The sequence below is a fragment of the Achromobacter sp. ACM02 genome, from assembly GCF_014851605.1.
Classification (GTDB): domain Bacteria; phylum Pseudomonadota; class Gammaproteobacteria; order Burkholderiales; family Burkholderiaceae_B; genus Achromobacter; species Achromobacter aegrifaciens.
In genome coordinates this window covers 139,669-156,778 of record NZ_JACUZY010000003.1, presented here as the reverse complement: position 1 = coordinate 156,778, position 17,110 = coordinate 139,669, and the positions used below count along the sequence as shown (strand labels likewise).

The following is a 17,110-nucleotide window of genomic DNA, read 5'->3' as shown; positions in this document are numbered from 1 at the left end:
ATTCAGACGTCGATGACCCGGTCCTCGCGCAAGCGCTTGAGCGCTTCCAGACCGTAGTGGGCGTAGACCAGGGCCGAGAACACCGGCAGGATGACCCACGCGGGCGGCAACAGGTTCAACAGCGAGCAGATCAGGCCTATGGTCCAGAAGCCGCCGTTGTTGCGTTCCAGGATCAGCTTGCGCTCGGCGGGGCTGGCGTGTTCGACGATGGCGTCCACGCGCATCATGCGCGAAAACGCGAACGCCCACCAGAAGATCGACAAGGCGATAGCCATGGGCGGCACCAGCCACAGCGGCAGCGTCAGCAGCCAGCCCGCGGCAAAGGCCAGCGATACCCAGATCGCGTTCCATACGCTGACCGCCGTCGCATGCTTGCCTTGCCGCGTGACGCTCACATACTCACGCTTGCCGACGTGGTTCAGCACCAGCGGCATCACGAACACGGCGGCAATCGCCAGGCCGAGGATGCCCGATACCGGCAACAGGATGGCCACCGCGATCACGGGGATCATGTAGACCTTGAGCGAGAACAGCCCCATCGCCAGCATCCAGTCCTCGGCCCGGTTGACGAAGTCCCAGCGCGCCGCCTCGGCAGCCAGCCATTCGTTCAGCGGCGTCCAGAACAGGTACAGCAGCAACAGGGCCCCCACCAGCGCGATCAGGAACGGCAGCAGCACCGCGAACAGCATGGAGGGATGGCATTGGGACACCAGGGCGCGCTTGAACGCCTGGCCCACGCTGACGGCGCCGGCCCCGGCAGCGGAAAATCGGCCGTTGTCGGGCGTGGCGGAATCAGTGCGCAAAGCAGTCATGGACGAGGAATGAGGGGGTAGACATCCCGGGTATGATAGTCAAACACGCCTTCATCTGCCCACATGTCCCTACTTGTACCCGATACCGACCTGGCCGCGCTGCGCGCGCGGCTGGGCTCATCGCCCGACGCCTGGCTGGTGGCCTGCTTCTGCGCGGCCTGGTGCGACACCTGCGAGCAATACAAGCCCAAGCTGCAAGCGCTGGCCGCCGCCATGCCGCGGCACGTCTTCGCCTGGATCGACATCGAGGACCACGCCGAACTCTTGGGCGACGAAGACGTGGAGAACTTCCCCACGCTGCTGGTGCAGATCGGATCGAAGGTGGTGTTCTACGGCCCCATGCTGCCGCACATCGGCCACCTGGAACGCCTGCTCGAAAGCCTGAATGAAAACAGCCCTGCGGTCGCCACCGCGCTGCCGGACCTGCCGCGCATGCTGGCCGCCTGAGCCGCAGCGGGCGTCACGCGCGCCAGCCATAAAAAAACCCGCAAACCTAAGGGCTTGCGGGTTTTTTCATGCCGGCGCCTTTCAGGGCTTGCGGCTGCCGCCCAGCAGGACGGCGATCTGGCGCTTCGGCCCCGAGGATGCGCCGTTGCTCCTGGGCGCCGGTTCTTCGGCGGGCGCGGACGGCGCCGAGGGCTCGTAGGGCTTCAGGAAGAAATCGTCCACGGGCTGGCGCGGCGCGCCGGACGAATAGCCGGAGCGGCGGTCGGACGAACGGCCGCGGTCGCCGCGGCTGTCACGGCTTTCACGACCCTCGCGCCCTTCGCGCGACGACGAACCGCGGCGCTCGTCGCTGCGGCGGTGGCTGCGCGCGACCAGGTCGGCAGGAACATCCAGGGTGCCGCGCGGCACTTCGCGCTTGATGAGTTTTTCGATGTCGAGCAGGAAGCGTTCTTCGTCGGGCGTGAACAAGGCGATGGCCTCGCCCGATGCGCCCGCGCGGCCCGTGCGGCCAATACGGTGCACGTAGTCTTCCGCGTTGTACGGCAGGTCGTAGTTGATGACGCAAGGCACGCCAGCCACGTCGAGGCCGCGCGCGGCCACGTCGGTAGCCACCAGCACTTCCAGTTCGCCGGCCTTGAAGGCTTCCAGCGCCTTCATGCGGTCGGCCTGGGTCTTGTCGCCGTGAATGGATTCAGCCTTGACGCCGTCTCGTTCCAGGTCGCGGGCCAAGCGCGCCGTGCCGATCTTGGTGTTGGAAAACACGATGACCTGGTTCAGGCCGCGCGACTTCACCAGATGCACGACCGCGGCGCGCTTGGCGTCGCTGGGCATCTTGTAGGCGATCTGGGTGATCGTGTTGGCGGTGGCGTTGCGCGCCGCGACTTCGATTTCGACCGGTTGATTCAGGTACGAGCGGCCCAGCTTGCGGATTTCATTGCTGAACGTGGCGGAGAACAGCAGGCCCTGGCGCTGCGCGGGCAGCAGGCGGATGATGCGCTCCAGGTCGGGCAGAAAGCCCATGTCCAGCATGCGGTCGGCTTCGTCCAATACCAGGATGCCGACCTGGCTCAGGTTCACGTTCTTTTGCTCGACGTGGTCGAGCAGGCGGCCGGGCGTGGCCACCAGCACTTCGCAGCCGCGGCGCAGGGCTTCCTTCTGCGGACCGATATCCACGCCGCCGAACACCACCGCCGAACGCAGGGGCGTCTGCTTGCTGTAGCGCTTGACGCTTTCGTAGACCTGGTCGGCCAGTTCGCGCGTGGGCGTCAGGATCAGCGCGCGCACCGGATGGCGCGCGGGCGATGCGCTGGTATTGGCCAGCGGCATGAGGCGATGCAGGATGGGCAGCGTAAAGGCGGCCGTCTTGCCGGTGCCGGTCTGGGCTGCGCCCATGACGTCGCGCCCTTCCACCACGACGGGGATGGCCTGCGCCTGGATCGGCGTGGGCGTGGTGTAGCCGGTTTCGGCGATGGACTGCAGAAGCAGAGGGTGCAGCCCGAAATCGGTGAACGTCGGCGCGGGCGCGGCAGGTGCTACGGATTGAGTGGATTCAGTCATCAGGGTTAGGCAGATACCGGGACCAGTGAAAAAGAACAAAACGAGAGTGCTACGCGCACTGCACTACATATGCATCGGAACAACCTGAACACGCGCAATCTGCATCCTGCCTTGCTGGCCAGGCGGCGCATTCTGGATTCGATACTTATGAGGGCAGTACCAGGCCCGGATTGCTGTGGATAACATGATTTTAGCGCAGCCGCATTACCACACGGTCCAGCCGCCTTCTGAAAGGCATTGCAAACGCCTTCCGCCCGCTGTCAGCAAGCGCCCGCCGGGCATACCAGCCGCGTCCACTGGATGGACGTTTTGGGTAATGACTCTTAGCCGGCCAGCCAGCGCAGGCCCCAGAGCGCCAGCATGCCGACGATGATGACCAGCACCGCGCTGCGGGTGCGCAGGAATACCAGGATGGCGAGTACGCCTGCGACCAGCTTGTAGTCGAACACCGGCCCCAGGCCGGCCTTCCAGGGCAGCAGGTCGGGCACGATGATGGCGGTCAGGGCGGCGGCGGGCGCGTAGCGCAAGGCGCGGCGCACGCCTTCCGGCAGGGGGATGTAGTCGCCGAACAGCATGAAGCCGGCGCGCGTCAGCACACTGCACAGCGCCAGCAGCAGGATGGCGGAATAGACGTAGATTTCAGCAGGCCAGAGGGTCATGCGCGGGCCTTGAAGTAGCGTTCGGCCCAAATGCCGGCGACCACGCCCGCCACCACGGCGGCGGCCAGGCCCAGGCGCAGCGGCAGGACCTGCCCGGTCCAGGCGACCACGCCGGCTGCCAGCATGGAAATCAGCATGGGCTTGGTGCTGGCCAGCGGCACCGTGATGGCCAGCAGCGCCAGCACCGCGGCAAAGTCCAGCGACCAGTCCGTGGGCACCATGGAGCCCAGATAGATGCCGACGATGGACGAGGTCTGCCACACGAACCAGCCCGGCGCGATGGCGCCCAGGAAGAACCAGAGCTGCTCGCGGGTGCCGCGCACGGCCGCATCGCCAAAGCGCGGCATGAACAGCACGAAGCCCATGTCGGTCGTGAAATACCCCAGCCCCAGCCGCTTGGGCCAGGACAGGTGGCGGAAATAGGGATGCAGCGCCGCGCCGAAAATGAGAAAGCGCAGGTTCACCACGCAGCCGGCGGCGAAGATCAGCCAAAGCGGCGCGCCAGTGGCGATGAGCGGCAGGGACGTCAGTTGGGCCGAGCCCGCGTACAGCAACAGGGTCATGGCCAGCGCCATGGTTTCGGTCAAGCCCGACTTGACCATGGCCACGCCGGTGACCAGCCCCCAAGTTGCGGTGGCGATCAGGGCGGGCACGATGGCGTGCACGCCAGCCCGGAATGCAGCGATACGCTCCTGGCGGACCGCGACGGGGTCTTCGGATTCAGGAAGCGCGGATTCAGAGGACAACTGCTGGCCCCTGGCGATTCGGACAGGACGACATGGAAACTCTAAGGAAAAGGAACGCACGACAACCCGTTCGCCCGCCGGGATCACTACGCGCGGGCCTGGCGGCGCCGCGCCGGGGCGCGAATAGGGGCGTATTGTAACCTCGCTGCTTGATACAATACGGGCCTCGGGATTCTTGGGCGCTTGGGAGTAGACCATGTCGATGGCAGACCGCGACGGCTTCATCTGGTATGACGGCAAGCTCGTACCGTGGCGAGACGCGACCACGCACGTCCTGACGCACTCCCTGCATTACGGCCTGTCGGTATTCGAAGGCGTGCGCGCCTACCGCTCCGAGATCGGCACCGCCATCTTCCGCCTCGAAGACCACACCAACCGCCTCTTCAATTCGGCTCACATCTACCAGATCCCGATGCCCTTCGATCGCGACACGATCAACGAGGCGCAGCGGACGGTCGTGCGCGAAAACCAGCTGGAAGCCGGCTACCTGCGCCCCCTGGTGTTCTACGGCCCCGAAAAAATGGGCGTGTCGCCCAAGGGCGCCCGGGTGCACGTGGCCATCGCCGCCTGGCCCTGGGGCGCCTATCTGGGCGAAGAGGCGCTGTCCGCAGGCATCCGCGTCAAGGTGTCGTCATTCGCGCGCCAGCACGTAAACGTCACGATGCCGCGCGCCAAGGTGGCCACCACCTACGCCAATTCGATCCTGGCCAATACCGAGGCCCTGCAGGACGGCTACGACGAAGCCCTGCTGCTGGACACGGAAGGCTTCGTGGCCGAGGGTTCCGGCGAAAACCTCTTCATCGTCAAGGACGGCGTGCTCTGCGAGCCTGAGATCGCATCCGCCCTGACCGGCATTACCCGCTCCACCATCCATGCGCTGGCCGCCGACCTGGGCTTGCGCGTGGTGACCAAGCGCCTGACGCGCGATGACGTCTACATCGCCGACGAGGCGTTCTTCACCGGCACGGCCGCCGAAGTGACCCCCATCCGCGAAGTGGACAACCGCCAGATCGGCTCCGGCCGGCGCGGCCCGATCACGGAGCGGCTGCAGAAAGCATTTTTTGACGTGGTGAATGGCCGCAACCCGAAGTACCATCACTGGCTGAGTAAAGTCTGATCCGCGCGGCCCGGTCCATGACCAGGCCGCATCATTGCCCCAACCTGCCGATTACCGGTTTTTTTTCAGGAATATCCATGACCGCTGCTGCTCCGGCCGCCGTCCCCCACCCCCACGAAGTCATCGAGGTCGGCGCTGACGACCTGCCCGTGTTCTGTCCGGGCCCCAAGGCGCCGCTCTGGAGCATGCATCCGCGCGTGTTCCTGGACGTGGCCCGCACCGGCTCCGCCAGTTGCGCCTACTGCGGCGCCGAATACCGCCTGAAGCCCGGCACCGTATTGCACGGCCACGGGCACTGAGTCACCCGCTCTATAACGTCCACCCGTTTCCGCCGCCATGTTCGCCACGCCCGAAGAAGCAGAGCACGCGTTCTACGAAGCCCTCGACCAGGCGGACGTCGTACGCCTGATGCAAGTCTGGGCGGACGACGAGGAAGTCGTCTGCATCCATCCGGGGGGCCTGCGCATCGTCGGCCACTCGGCGGTGCACGATTCCTGGCAGCAGGTGCTGGCCAACGGCCCGCTGCACGTGCGCCCATTGCGCCCGCTGGTCATGCTCAGCATGATGTGCGCGGTGCACGTGCTGGTGGAACAGGTGGCGGTGCAGACGCGGGAAGGCACGCAATTCGCCAATTGCTACGCCACCAACATCTACCACAAGGGGCCCACCGGCTGGCGCATGGTCATGCACCATGCCTCGCCGGCGCCCACCGAAGCCGGGGTGCTCGACTTGCACGACGTACCCGACATGCTGCACTGAATCGGGTGGATTTTTAGTTGGCCGCTGCTCGTCTTGATACAACGCCCTGTCCCGTCCCCTCCTGGTTGCCCGGAGGCGACAGCCAGACGGTTTATGCCGCCCTGTTCGCGCAGTATCACCGCATCGCATTCGTACGCGAACGGGTGGACACGCCCGACACCGACTTCGTCGATTTCGATTGGACCGGTCCGGGCCTGTTCCCACACAAGTCCGCCGACGGTGCGCCCGTCAGCGGCCAGCGTCCGGTTGCCAATGGCAAGACCGCCGCGGCCCGGTGGATGACGGATGCGGACTGGAAGTCCCTGCCGCATACGCCCGATACCCCAGCCCTGATCCTGTTCCACGGCCTGGAAGGCGGCAGCAACAGCCGCTATGCGCAGTCCATCGCGCATCACTTCCGCGCGCGCGGCTGGATCGTGGTGATCGCGCATTTCCGCGGCTGCTCGGGCGTGCCCAACCGCCTGGCCCGCGCCTACTACTCGGGTGATTCGGCCGAGGTCGGCTTCATGCTGAATACCGTGCGCCAGCGCATCCCGCATGCTCGATGGCATGCGGTCGGCGTATCGCTGGGGGGCAACGCCCTGCTCAAATACCTGGGCGAACACCAGGAGGATACCGGCTGGCTGACGGCCTGCGCGGGCGTGTCCGTGCCGCTGGACCTGGTGGCCTGCGGCAAGACGCTGTCCACCGGCATATTCAACCGCAGGGTCTACACCGCCCATTTCCTGAAGACGCTCAAGCACAAGGTGCTGGAGAAGGCGCACCGCTATCCCGGCGCCGTGGACGTCATGCGCATCGCCCATGCGCATGATCTGCGCGAATTCGACGACACGTACACCGCGCCCATGCACGGTTTTCGCAATGCGCTGGATTACTGGACGCGGGCGTCCAGCAAGCCCTGGCTGCCGAAGATATCCGTGCCGACGCTGGTGCTCAATGCCCGCAACGATCCGTTCGTGCCGGCCGCGTCGCTGCCGACGCCCGAGGAATGCTCGTCCACCATCCTGCTGCATCAGCCTACCGATGGCGGCCATGCCGGTTTTCCGACCGGCAGCTTCCCCGCCCACCTGAACTGGCTGCCCCAGCGGCTGGGACGCTTCTTCGAAACCGGCCTGTAGGGCGCGTCCTGCGCCCTGCCCGGCTCGGCCGGGCGCTCAGCCCGACTTGAAGCGTTCCAGCAACTGGCGCTCTTCGGCCAGCTTGTCCTTCACTTCCTTGATCTGCACGTCGATCTGAGACTGCTCGTAGAAGTCGGTGGACATGTTGCGCGCCTGCTGCAGCTGCGATTCCGCGGCGGCGTATGCGCCCGTCATGACGTAAAAGCGCGCCTGGTCGCGGCGCGCGGCCACGGGCTTGCCGTTGCGGTCTTCGCTCTGCGCCAGCATCTGGTAGAGGCTGGGCTCGTCGCTGCCCCATTGCTTGATCTTGGCCCGCAGGTATTCCTGCGCGTCCGTGTGGCGGCCGACGCTTTGCAGCGCCTGGGCGTAGGCGATGCCCAGGGCCCGGTGGGCGGGCCAGCGCTTGGTGCCAGCCTGGGCGAGCTCCAGCGCCCGGGGGTACTCCTTGCGGGCCAGGGCGATATCCACACTGAGCTTGGCCAGCTGGGCCGAGCTTCGACCGTCCGCCGACGCCAGGTTCCAGTTGCGCTCGGCCTCGGCCAGGTTGTTGCGCTGGAACGCCTGCAGCGCCAGGCCGTAGTAGGCGGCCGACTTGCGCACGCCCGACAGGGCCTGGGCCTCGTCCTGCAATTGCTGGCCGGCGGTGCGCAGGCTGACCGCGTCGCGGCCCTGCACCACGCGCATCTTGGCGCGTATGTACCAGAAATCGTCGCTATCCACGTGGCGCGCCACCGGAGACTGGTTGCGCACCCGATTCTGCACGTCCGACATACGCTCGATGGACAGCGGGTGGGTGCTGGCCCATGAGCCGCCGCCCGCGCCTTCATTCAGGCGCGACGCATTCATCAGGCGCCCGAACATCTGCGCCATGCCTTCGGCGTCGTAGCCCGCCTTGGTCAGCATCTGCAGCCCGGCCCGGTCGGCTTCGCGTTCCGCATCGCGTGAAAAACCCAGCTGGCGGTTGATGGCCGCGGCCTGGCCGAATGCCGCCACGCCCACCGCCAGGTTGCCGCCGCCCCCGGCCAGGGCCGCCAGCAGCGCCCCCGCCAGGCTCGCCAGCATCACCATGCTGTTCTGGTTCTGCTGGGTCATGCCGCGGGCGATGTGGCGCTGCACGACGTGGCCGATTTCGTGCGCCAGCACCGCCGCCAGTTCGGACTCGCTGGCGGAAGCCACGATTAGTCCCGTATTGACGCCGATGAAGCCGCCGGGCATGGCGAAAGCGTTGATTTCGGGGTCGCGCACGCCGAACATCTCGACCTCGGGGACCGCGCCGGGCGCGAAGGCAGCCAGTTTGCGCCCCATGGTGGTGAGGTACTGGCTGAGTTCGGAATCGTCCACATAGGTCGGGTCGCGCCGCCCCTGGGCCATGATGGCCTCGCCCAGGCTGCGCTCCAGCGCAGGGGACAGTTCAGCGGCAGAGGCCGCACCCATCGAGGGCAGGCCTACGGGCTGCGCCCAGGCGGCGATGGGGAGGGCTGGGACGGCCAGGGCCACGGACAGCCCGACGATTGCACCCCGTTTCGCAATCGAGCAAATGGATGGCATTTTCCTGCGGTTCATAAGCCTATGATAGCGATGCGCTTAAAATGTTTCATCGATAGCCCCAACGAGGTCTCAATGCGTCCTGTCCGTAAAGCCGTTTTCCCCGTCGCCGGCATGGGTACGCGCTTCCTGCCCGCCACCAAGGCGATGCCCAAGGAAATGCTGCCCGTGGTCGACAAGCCGCTGATCCAATACGCCGTGGAAGAAGCCGTGGCCGCCGGGATCACCGATCTCATCTTCGTGACGGGGCGCAACAAGCGCGCCATCGAAGACCACTTCGACTCCGCGCCGGAACTCGAATCGGACCTGGAAAGCAAGGGCAAGCACGAGCTTTTGGCCATGGTGCGAGGCATTCTACCCGCGCATGTGAATTGCCTCTATATCCGCCAGTCAGCCCCGCTGGGACTGGGCCACGCGGTGCTGTCGGCCGCGCCGGCCGTGGGCGACGAACCCTTTGCCGTGCTGCTCGCCGATGACCTGATCGACTCCGACCAGCCCGCGCTGAAGCAGCTGATCGACGTGGCCGTGGCGCAGAACGCCAGTGTGCTCGGCGTGCAGGACGTGCCGCGCGCGGATACCCGCAAGTACGGCATCGTGGCCACCCGCCAGGGGGAGGCCAGCGCCAGCGGCCGCACGGAACGCGTCACCCATATCGTCGAAAAGCCCGACCCCGAAGCCGCGCCGTCGACGCTCGCCGTGGTGGGCCGCTACGTGCTGGAAGCCGCGATCTTCGACCACCTGCGCTCGACCAAGATGGGCGCCGGTAACGAGATCCAGCTGACCGACGGCATCGCCTCGCTGATGCGCGAGCGCGCCGTGTATGCGCACCGCTATGAAGGCGTGCGCTACGACTGTGGCAGCAAGGCCGGCATGTTCCAGGCCACCGTGGCGCTGGGCAAGAAGTACCACGGCCTGCTGCCGGAATAGCCACAAGCCTGCGGCTATTCGTGCCGCGTCAAGGCTTAAGCGCCGCGGCCTCGCGCCGGCCGTTGAAGCCTTGTTCCAGAATCTTCCGCGCCGAGGGCTCATGGGCCTTCGGCCCGCCGATGCCAAAGCGCTGTGCCGCCACGCCCATCAGGACGATCACGGCGCCCGGTGCGGACGTGTACAGCACCTCCTGGCGGTATGTACCCTCCAGCGTCATCGTCAGCAAGGCTGCGCAGATGAAATACGCCGAAGAGCTTCTAAGCTGACGGCGTATGCCACCCGCCGCGGTTTTCAGGCCGAAGCGGCGCGGGCACGGGCCTTGGAACGGGCCAGCGCATCGCGATCCGCCTTGCGCAAGCGCCCCTTGGCCGACAGGCGCATCAAGGTTCCCAGGGCCACCATCAGGCCGATCACCTCGACCAGCGCGGCCGGAATCCACATGGTCAGGCCGCCTATGGTCTGATCGGTCTGGGCCGACATGGCGATGGCGCGGCCGCATAGTTCGAACAGCGGATAGATGTCGCTTTCAGTGAAGGCAATGACCGCGCCGGCCACCATTTGCGGCAGCATCGTCAGCACGGGAGAAATGACCCGGCCGCCCGGCGTCATGGCCGCGGGAGGCGCGGGCCTGCGGTCCAGGATCAGGTTCCAGTACATGAAGCCGCTGATGACCACCGACCAGTTCATCAGGCGGTAGAGGCGCCAGTCCAGCATGGAATAGAACTGCACCGACGGGATCAGCCAGACCAGCACCAGGAAAACAAACAGCGTCGGCACGAAGATCTTGTGGGTCAGCACCGCCACCGTGGCGCGGCCGGCGCCGGTGCGCAGGAAGTCGCGCAGGCGGATGCGCCAGCGCATGGGCAGGCCCGCGCGCATCACCTGCCCCGGGAATGCCGCCATCACCAGCAGCGGCCCCAGATGGTGCAACACCAGATGCTGGATGCGGTGGATGAAGAACATGCGCTCGGCGTAGTAGTCCAGCCGGGTATGCATGGACAGGTACAGCAGCACCATGCCGGTCCAGAACAGGATGCTGCGGGCGGCGGTCACGCGATGGACCTTTTGGCCGCGCACGAACAGCACGATGGCCACCAGGAAGGAGGCCACCAGCGTGGGAGAGAACTCCCAGGGTATGAGCCATTCGAGACTATCCATGCAAACCATCCGGAAAACGTCGGGGCTGTACGAGGACGGGCGCCATGCGCCGCACCCGCCGATTGTAGTTGACCCCGGCCCGCCCTGCCCCGGCGCTCAGAAACGGTGCGAAATGCCCGTGCCCACCCGCGTGGTGTGGGAATGGGCAGGATCGAACTGGTCGTCCAGCGTGTAGTTCGACGCATAGCCGGCGAAGGCATAGAGCGTCGTGCGCGGGGACAGGCTGTAGGTATAGCCCAGCGTCATCACCTGCGCATTGCGCGCCGTCATGCCGTTGTCCCAATGCCAGTCCGGATGGGCCAGCGACCATTGCACCAGCACGGCGCCAGGCCCGACCGGCACGCTGGCCCCGACCAGCCAGGCATCGACCGTGCCGCCGCGCACGAAGGCAGCCGGTCCCAGGCCCATGCCCAGTCCGTCGGGATCGCCCCCGTCCAGCCCGACATCGCCGTTGCGCTGGCGCGACCATGCCAGGGACAGCTTCAGCACCTCGAAGTCATAGGAAGCGCCCAGCTGGACCGCTTGCGGCCGTCCGTTGCTGCCCGGCGGCGCGTCGGCCAGGCGCAGCTGGTCCCAGGTGGCGACCGCCAGCAAGGGTCCATCCTCATATTTCAGGCCGAGACTGAGCGCGCGGTTGTTGTTGGCTGTTTTGAACTGGCTGCGGTCGTCGGCGTCGAAGGAATAGCCGATGCCTGCCTGGAAGCCCTGCCATACCGGCGTGTAGTAATTGACCAGGTTGCTGAGCTGGTAGTTGTCGGACGCCTTGAAGGTGGCGCCCATGCCCATTTCCTTCCAGGACGCGATTTCCAGGGAATTGCCGTAGACCTGGCCTATGGTGTGCTGGCGCCCCAACCGCAGGTCGCCGAAGCTGTCATGCCCCAGGCCGACCCAGGCGGCGTAATTGAAGTAGCGGTCGTCGTCGGCCCGCTTGCCCGACGAGGGATCGAAGCCGCTTTCCAGCTGGAACCTGGCGCTCCAGCCCCCGCCCATGTCTTCCGCCCCTGTCATGCCCCACAGGGTATCGGTCAATCCGCCGTTGAGCAGCCCGCTGTGACTGCCCTGCCCCGAGACCGAGGTGACGGCCAGCCCCGCGTCCACCACCCCGTACAGCGTCAGCCCCTGCCCGGTCTCGGCGCAGCGACCCGCCAAGGGAAGGGCCAGGCCCACTGCCATCAGCGCGGCAAAAGTAGCGATTCTCATGTGTTTCTCCTGATCGCGCGGCGGGCTTGCGCCCGCCGCGGGCCTCATCTACTTATTGCCAGCCGTAGCGGCGGACCCAGATTCCCTTCAGGAACTGCGTCAGCGTGCAATAGGCCAACAGGATGCCGATCAGCCAGGGGAAGTAGCTCAACGGCAGCGGCTGCAGCTGGAGGTACTCGGCCAAGGGCGAAAACGGCAGCAGCAACCCCATCGTCACCACCAGCAGGGTCATGCCCATCAGCGGCCACGCGGCGCGGCTTTGCAGGAACGGGATCTTGCGTGTGCGGATCATATGGACGATGAGCGTCTGCGACAACAATCCTTCGACGAACCAGCCCGACTGGAATAGCGTCTGGTGTTCCGGCGTATTGGCCTGGAAAACGTACCACATGAGCGCATAGGTGGCGATGTCGAACAGGGAACTGATCGGACCGAAAAACACCATGAAGCGACCCAGGCCGTCAGGGTCCCACTGTTGCGGCTTCTTCAACAATTCTTCGTCGACATTGTCGAAGGGGATTGCGGTCTGGGAAATGTCGTACATCAAGTTCTGCACCAGCAGGTGGATGGGCAGCATCGGCAGAAACGGCAGAAAGGCGCTGGCGACCAGGACCGAGAAGACATTGCCGAAGTTCGAGCTGGCCGTCATCTTCAGGTACTTGAGCATGTTGCAGAAGGTCTTGCGACCTTCGATGACGCCGTCCTCCAGCACCATCAGGCTCTTTTCCAGCAGGATGATGTCCGCAGCCTCTTTGGAAATATCGACCGCCGAATCCACCGAGATGCCCACGTCGGCCGCCCGCAGGGCTGGCGCGTCGTTGATGCCGTCGCCCATGAAGCCCACGGTGTTTCCCTGGGCCCTGAGGCTGCGCACGATGCGCTCCTTGTGGGCCGGCGTGAGCCGCGCGAACACATTGGCCTCGCGTACGGCGGCGGCCAGTTGCGCCTCGTCCATTGCCTCGATATCGGCGCCCAGATAGACCTTGCGCACCTCGAAATCGACCTCGCGGCAGACCTTCTGCGTCACCAGCTCCACGTCGCCGGTCAGCACCTTCACTTCGATGCCGGAATCCTTGAGCGCCTTGAGCGCGGGGGCGGTGGATTCCTTGGGAGGATCCAGGAAGGCCATATATCCGACCAGCACCAGATCGGACTCGTCGGCCACGCCGTAGGTTTGCTGGGTGGGCGGCATTTCCTTGACGCCCACCGCGATGACGCGCAGGCCGTCGCGATTCAGGTCCGCCGTCACCCGGCGGATGTCGGCCCGGCGGGCATCGGTCAGCAGATGCTCTTCGTGGCCCACGCGCAGGCGGGTGCAGACCGCCAGCATCTCTTCCAGCGCGCCCTTGCAGATCAATTCGTGATGCTCGCGGCCATTCTCGGTTTCGTTGACCACGACCGACATGCGGCGCCGGGAAAAGTCGAAGGGGATCTCGTCGACCTTGCGGTACTTTGCCGCCAGATCCAGCTTGCGCTCGACTTCGGCGTGCTGCAGCACCGCCACATCCAGCAGGTTCTTCAAACCGGTCTGGTAGTAGCTGTTGAGATAGGCGTAGGCCAGCACGTCGTCGCTGCTGGCGCCGTAGACGTCGGTGTGGCGCTCCAGCACGATGCGGTCCTGGGTCAGGGTGCCGGTCTTGTCCGTGCACAGCACGTTCATCGCGCCCAGGTTCTGGATCGCGTCCAGCCGCTTGACCACGACCTTGCGGCGCGACATGCGCACGGCGCCCTTGGCCAGGGTGGCCGTGACGATCATGGGCAGCATTTCGGGCGTCAGGCCCACGGCGATGGCCAGCGCGAACAGCAGCGCCTCCATCCAATCGCCCTTGGTAAAGCCGTTGATCAGCATGACGATGGGCGCCATGACCAGCATGAAACGGATCAGCACCCAACTCACGCGGTTGATGCCCTGCTGGAACTGGGTCGGCGCGCGGCTGGTCTGCGTGACGCGCCCGGCCAATTGGCCGAAGTAGCTGCGCGAGCCCGTGGCGACCACCAGGGCGCTGCCCGAGCCGCTGACCACGTTGGTACCCATGAACGCCATGTTCTCAAGTTCCAGCGCGTTGGCGGTCTCGCTGCGCTGCGTGGCGTACTTTTCGACAGGCAGCGATTCGCCCGTCAGCGCGGCCTGCGCGATGAACAGGTCCTTGGCATTCAGGATGCGGCAGTCGGCGGGAATCATGTCGCCCGCCGACAGCAGCACCACGTCGCCCGGCACCAGCTCCGCCAGCGGCACCTCGATCTGGCGCGAGCCGCTGACATGCAGCGCCACGCCGAAATAGCGGCGGGCATCGCCCTCGGCCTGGGTCGCCGGGTCGCTGCGCAGCACGGTGGCGGTGTTCTGCACCATGGCCTTGAGCGCCTCGGCGGCGCGGCTGGAGCGCTGTTCCTGCGCAAACCGCAGCACGGTGGAGATGAGCACCATGGCGCCGATGATGAATACCGCCGTCCAGGACTGGTCGTCAGGCACGGCCATGCGCACATCGGTGAGCCAGGACAGCGCCGCCAGCGCGGTCAGAAGCAGGTTGAACGGATTGCGATAGGACAGCCACAGATGCGTGTACCAGGAGAGCGGCTTTTCGTGGTCGACCTCGTTGGCGCCGTAGCGTTCGCGCGCGGTCTGCGCCTGGGCCTCGGACAGCCCGCCGCGGCTGCTGCCGAACAGGGCGAACAGGGCGCCGAAGCCCATGCGCGACAGGTCCAGCATCTGGCGGTTGGCATGGCGCGCGGTGTCGGAAGACGCCGCGGCGGTCGCGACGCCGCGTTCCGGCATGGGCGAACGGCGGAAGTGTCTGGCGCTATGGCGCAGGCCCGCCGCCGACGTAAAGAAGGACTTGAGAAACTTGAACATCGGAGTGCTCCGGTTGTACGTGTAGTTGTTGGAGACACGGACGACCCTGCCCTCTGCTGGCTGCGCGCGGGCAGCAGCGGTCCGCGGCTTTCGCGCAGAAAGCCGTCAAACCGCCGCGTACAGGCGTGCGCAGGCGCCGGGGCAATGTTGCCGGTATCCGGATCGCATGAAATGCGCCGGGTGCGGAAAACGGATGGGAGCTAGCGGAGGAATCGGTGCCGGCGGCAGAGGCGCACGCGACGTGGGCCAGGCCGGTGATTCTTGGCTGCGGACTCCGTACGGGCCAGGATGACTATCCTGCCTGTCGGCTCGCAGCGAGGAGACAGGTCAGACAGGCATGCCGGCGCCGCGCACTGGGCGCAATCGAGGCTCGGGGTCTAAGGCACTGGGCATGATCTCTCCTGTGGAAGAAAGGACGGCTTCAGGCCAGCGCGGCCTGCGCGGCCGGCGTCGTGGTCTGGGTGCCGAAATGCACGTGGCGCACGGCGGGATTGGCGCTCAGGCGGCGCGCCTGCGACATCAGTTCGCCCCGCAGCTCCGGGGGGCAATTGACGGTAATGCAGGCGGATGCCATGCCAGGATCCCGGCCCTGGTCGATCTGCACTTGCGAGACGTCCAGGCCGGCGGCGCTGAAGTCCAGGCAGATCTGCTTGCGCAAGGCGCCCAGCTCGTCGCGCGGACAGATGACCGTCAGGCGCGAAGTGCCGCGGCGGCGGCCCAGGGCGGTGGCGCGGTCCACGCCGGCGCGGCGTAGGAACAAGTCGAAGAAACGCATAACGACCTCCATTGCAAGAATGGGGAGCGTGATCGCGAATACGCGCGCATGCGCGCTGCGCGTGGCGGACAGGCACGAGAAAAACGTGCGCGAACGCTGACGCTGCGGCTGAAGCGGCGGTTCTGGCGGTTTATGTTGGGGAGTTTCCCGGCAAGCCGCTGGCTTGCGCGATTGCCCGCCTGGAGCTTGGGATACAACCGCAACCTGTTCAACAGGCTGCGGCAGACGGAGTTCTGCGTGGACCTGTTAAACAGCGACGTCGATGCAAGATCGACAACTTTCGCCGGAATCGGTATTCACGAAGACTGCTCCTGGGATGGATAACGGGCAAGATTTTACGCGGGTTTCCACTTATGGACAAGGCTTTTGGCGCTAAATCGAGCCTGAATGCGGAAAAAAGCGCGGGGCCCCAAGCCCCGCGCACCAAACGCCGTCAGACGTAGAAATGCCAGCCCAGATAGGCTGCGAACACGGCATACAGGCCCCCCACGGCCGACAACGCCGGCACGCTCATGGCCGAGCGGCGGAAACGGAGCCACAGCAGGCCGATCGACAGCATCGTGAACAGGCCTGCCGCGAGCAGGGGACCGTCCAGCAGCCAGGGCGTCATGAAGATACCCAGCGCGCTTGGGATGGTCGCCTGAATCATCATGGCGCCCGAAATATTGGCCAGCGCCAGCCGTTCCTTGCCCTGGCGCACCCAGATCAGCGCGTTCATGATTTCCGGCAGCTCGGTCGCCACCGGCGCCAGCAACAGCGCGGCCACATGAGGCGATGCGCCCATCGCCACGCCCAGCAACTCGATCTGGTTCACGAACACATGCGATGCCCCGGCGATCACGACCAGGGCCAGCACCGTCTGCGTGACTGCCCAGAACATGCTCGGATCCTCGTCGCGCGGGCGCAGCTTCAGCGGTTCGAGGTCCTCGCTGTCCAGGCTCTCCTCGTCGTTGCTGAGCTCGCGCTTGACGTAAAGGCCGTAGGTGGCCAGGAACAGGATGCCCAACCAGGGCTTCCAGGCAAAGGCCAGCAGGCCCAGGCCCACCTTGAAGATGAAGATGCCCATGAACCAGGCCTGGTCGCGGGCCAGCCGGCGCTGGTCCGCGTTGATACAGTCCGCCTGCGTGGCCCGCCCGCGGCGCGAGCGCCACAGAGCCAGGCCAACCACCGCATACGCCAGCGTCGCCAGCACCAGCGGGCCGCCCATGGCGGCGCCGACGCCTATGTCTTTTTGCTCGGGGGTTTCGCCAAACACGACAGCCATGAAGGTCACGGCACTTTCCGGCAAGGCCGTACCGAACGCGGCCAGCACGGTGCCGGTGGCGGTGGCGCCAAGCTGGAAGCGATGGCCGACCCATTCGACGCCGTTCACGAAGAACTCGCAGGCGAAGTAGATCACTGCCGCTGACAGGAAAAACAGGAACAGGGTGAGAAACATA

The 17,110-nt window shown here is 65.9% G+C and carries 17 protein-coding genes; 6 read left to right on the top strand and 11 right to left on the bottom strand.

Annotated features, from left to right (window positions below; genetic code table 11):
• Nucleotides 1–2: 2 nt before the first annotated feature.
• Entirely contained in the window at nt 3–812 is an 810-nt protein-coding gene (locus IB258_RS09555; protein WP_054449954.1) for an EI24 domain-containing protein, read from the bottom strand.
• A 63-nt stretch (nt 813–875) separates the two neighbouring features.
• Here IB258_RS09555 and IB258_RS09550 point away from each other — a divergent pair, with 63 nt between their 5' ends.
• A complete protein-coding gene (locus IB258_RS09550; protein ID WP_054449951.1) occupies nt 876–1,259 on the top strand; it encodes a thioredoxin family protein in 384 nt (127 codons plus the stop codon).
• An 81-nt stretch (nt 1,260–1,340) separates the two neighbouring features.
• On the opposite strand, the gene IB258_RS09545 is transcribed toward IB258_RS09550, so the two are convergent.
• The 3 genes from IB258_RS09545 to IB258_RS09535 form a co-directional block, all read right to left on the bottom strand.
• Nucleotides 1,341–2,816 (bottom strand): DEAD/DEAH box helicase, encoded by a 1,476-nt coding sequence (locus IB258_RS09545; RefSeq protein WP_156337298.1) that lies wholly within the window; start codon nt 2,814–2,816, stop codon nt 1,341–1,343.
• A gap of 323 nt (nt 2,817–3,139) precedes the next feature.
• On the bottom strand, nt 3,140–3,475 hold the full coding sequence (locus IB258_RS09540) for an AzlD domain-containing protein (protein ID WP_054449947.1): 336 nt from the start codon (nt 3,473–3,475) through the stop codon (nt 3,140–3,142).
• Entirely contained in the window at nt 3,472–4,221 is a 750-nt protein-coding gene (locus IB258_RS09535; RefSeq protein WP_175181131.1) for an AzlC family ABC transporter permease, read from the bottom strand. The genes IB258_RS09540 and IB258_RS09535 overlap by 4 nt, the downstream gene beginning before the upstream one ends.
• Before the next feature lie 196 nt (nt 4,222–4,417).
• Here IB258_RS09535 and IB258_RS09530 point away from each other — a divergent pair, with 196 nt between their 5' ends.
• The 4 genes from IB258_RS09530 (at nt 4,418) to IB258_RS09515 (ending at nt 7,215) form a co-directional block, all read left to right on the top strand.
• The gene (locus IB258_RS09530) at nt 4,418–5,338 is read left to right on the top strand and encodes a branched-chain amino acid transaminase (RefSeq protein ID WP_054449943.1); all 921 of its coding nucleotides are present in this window, start codon (nt 4,418–4,420) and stop codon (nt 5,336–5,338) included.
• A gap of 77 nt (nt 5,339–5,415) precedes the next feature.
• Nucleotides 5,416–5,637 carry a zinc-finger domain-containing protein gene (locus IB258_RS09525; RefSeq protein ID WP_059371641.1) on the top strand — a complete coding sequence of 74 codons (222 nt, stop codon included), beginning with the start codon at nt 5,416–5,418 and terminating at the stop codon, nt 5,635–5,637.
• A 37-nt stretch (nt 5,638–5,674) separates the two neighbouring features.
• Nucleotides 5,675–6,097 (top strand): nuclear transport factor 2 family protein, encoded by a 423-nt coding sequence (locus IB258_RS09520; protein ID WP_054449940.1) that lies wholly within the window; start codon nt 5,675–5,677, stop codon nt 6,095–6,097.
• 17 nt (nt 6,098–6,114) lie between these two features.
• Nucleotides 6,115–7,215: a YheT family hydrolase gene (locus tag IB258_RS09515; RefSeq protein WP_054449938.1), complete on the top strand. Its 1,101-nt coding sequence runs from the start codon at nt 6,115–6,117 to the stop codon at nt 7,213–7,215.
• A 36-nt stretch (nt 7,216–7,251) separates the two neighbouring features.
• On the opposite strand, the gene IB258_RS09510 is transcribed toward IB258_RS09515, so the two are convergent.
• On the bottom strand, nt 7,252–8,778 hold the full coding sequence (locus IB258_RS09510) for a M48 family metalloprotease (RefSeq protein WP_054449936.1): 1,527 nt from the start codon (nt 8,776–8,778) through the stop codon (nt 7,252–7,254).
• A gap of 57 nt (nt 8,779–8,835) precedes the next feature.
• Between IB258_RS09510 and galU the strand changes: the two genes are divergently transcribed.
• Nucleotides 8,836–9,687: a UTP--glucose-1-phosphate uridylyltransferase GalU gene (galU, locus tag IB258_RS09505; protein ID WP_054449934.1), complete on the top strand. Its 852-nt coding sequence runs from the start codon at nt 8,836–8,838 to the stop codon at nt 9,685–9,687.
• Between the two features lie 28 nt (nt 9,688–9,715).
• Here galU and IB258_RS09500 read toward each other — a convergent pair whose 3' ends face one another.
• The 6 genes from IB258_RS09500 to IB258_RS09475 all read right to left on the bottom strand — a co-directional run bounded on the left by IB258_RS09500 (nt 9,716) and on the right by IB258_RS09475 (nt 17,109).
• The gene (locus tag IB258_RS09500) at nt 9,716–9,913 is read right to left on the bottom strand and encodes a hypothetical protein (protein WP_054449932.1); all 198 of its coding nucleotides are present in this window, start codon (nt 9,911–9,913) and stop codon (nt 9,716–9,718) included.
• 65 nt (nt 9,914–9,978) lie between these two features.
• Nucleotides 9,979–10,854: a cytochrome c oxidase assembly protein gene (locus tag IB258_RS09495; protein WP_156337297.1), complete on the bottom strand. Its 876-nt coding sequence runs from the start codon at nt 10,852–10,854 to the stop codon at nt 9,979–9,981.
• A gap of 87 nt (nt 10,855–10,941) precedes the next feature.
• Nucleotides 10,942–12,045: a porin gene (locus tag IB258_RS09490; RefSeq protein WP_054449927.1), complete on the bottom strand. Its 1,104-nt coding sequence runs from the start codon at nt 12,043–12,045 to the stop codon at nt 10,942–10,944.
• Between the two features lie 52 nt (nt 12,046–12,097).
• Entirely contained in the window at nt 12,098–14,896 is a 2,799-nt protein-coding gene (mgtA, locus tag IB258_RS09485; RefSeq protein ID WP_175159432.1) for a magnesium-translocating P-type ATPase, read from the bottom strand.
• Between the two features lie 421 nt (nt 14,897–15,317).
• The gene (locus IB258_RS09480) at nt 15,318–15,671 is read right to left on the bottom strand and encodes a hypothetical protein (protein ID WP_054449923.1); all 354 of its coding nucleotides are present in this window, start codon (nt 15,669–15,671) and stop codon (nt 15,318–15,320) included.
• A 433-nt stretch (nt 15,672–16,104) separates the two neighbouring features.
• Entirely contained in the window at nt 16,105–17,109 is a 1,005-nt protein-coding gene (locus IB258_RS09475; RefSeq protein ID WP_119449695.1) for a sodium:calcium antiporter, read from the bottom strand.
• Nucleotide 17,110: the final 1 nt, after the last annotated feature.

Coding starts and splice junctions, on each gene's coding strand:
- IB258_RS09555 (WP_054449954.1), bottom strand. CDS start 812: ATGACTGCTTTGCGCACTGATTCCGCCACGCCCGACAACGGCCGATTT.
- IB258_RS09550 (WP_054449951.1), top strand. CDS start 876: ATGTCCCTACTTGTACCCGATACCGACCTGGCCGCGCTGCGCGCGCGG.
- IB258_RS09545 (WP_156337298.1), bottom strand. CDS start 2,816: ATGACTGAATCCACTCAATCCGTAGCACCTGCCGCGCCCGCGCCGACG.
- IB258_RS09540 (WP_054449947.1), bottom strand. CDS start 3,475: ATGACCCTCTGGCCTGCTGAAATCTACGTCTATTCCGCCATCCTGCTG.
- IB258_RS09530 (WP_054449943.1), top strand. CDS start 4,418: ATGTCGATGGCAGACCGCGACGGCTTCATCTGGTATGACGGCAAGCTC.
- IB258_RS09525 (WP_059371641.1), top strand. CDS start 5,416: ATGACCGCTGCTGCTCCGGCCGCCGTCCCCCACCCCCACGAAGTCATC.
- IB258_RS09520 (WP_054449940.1), top strand. CDS start 5,675: ATGTTCGCCACGCCCGAAGAAGCAGAGCACGCGTTCTACGAAGCCCTC.
- IB258_RS09510 (WP_054449936.1), bottom strand. CDS start 8,778: ATGAACCGCAGGAAAATGCCATCCATTTGCTCGATTGCGAAACGGGGT.
- galU (WP_054449934.1), top strand. CDS start 8,836: ATGCGTCCTGTCCGTAAAGCCGTTTTCCCCGTCGCCGGCATGGGTACG.
- IB258_RS09495 (WP_156337297.1), bottom strand. CDS start 10,854: ATGGTTTGCATGGATAGTCTCGAATGGCTCATACCCTGGGAGTTCTCT.
- IB258_RS09490 (WP_054449927.1), bottom strand. CDS start 12,045: ATGAGAATCGCTACTTTTGCCGCGCTGATGGCAGTGGGCCTGGCCCTT.
- mgtA (WP_175159432.1), bottom strand. CDS start 14,896: ATGTTCAAGTTTCTCAAGTCCTTCTTTACGTCGGCGGCGGGCCTGCGC.
- IB258_RS09480 (WP_054449923.1), bottom strand. CDS start 15,671: ATGCGTTTCTTCGACTTGTTCCTACGCCGCGCCGGCGTGGACCGCGCC.
- IB258_RS09475 (WP_119449695.1), bottom strand. CDS start 17,109: ATGTTTCTCACCCTGTTCCTGTTTTTCCTGTCAGCGGCAGTGATCTAC.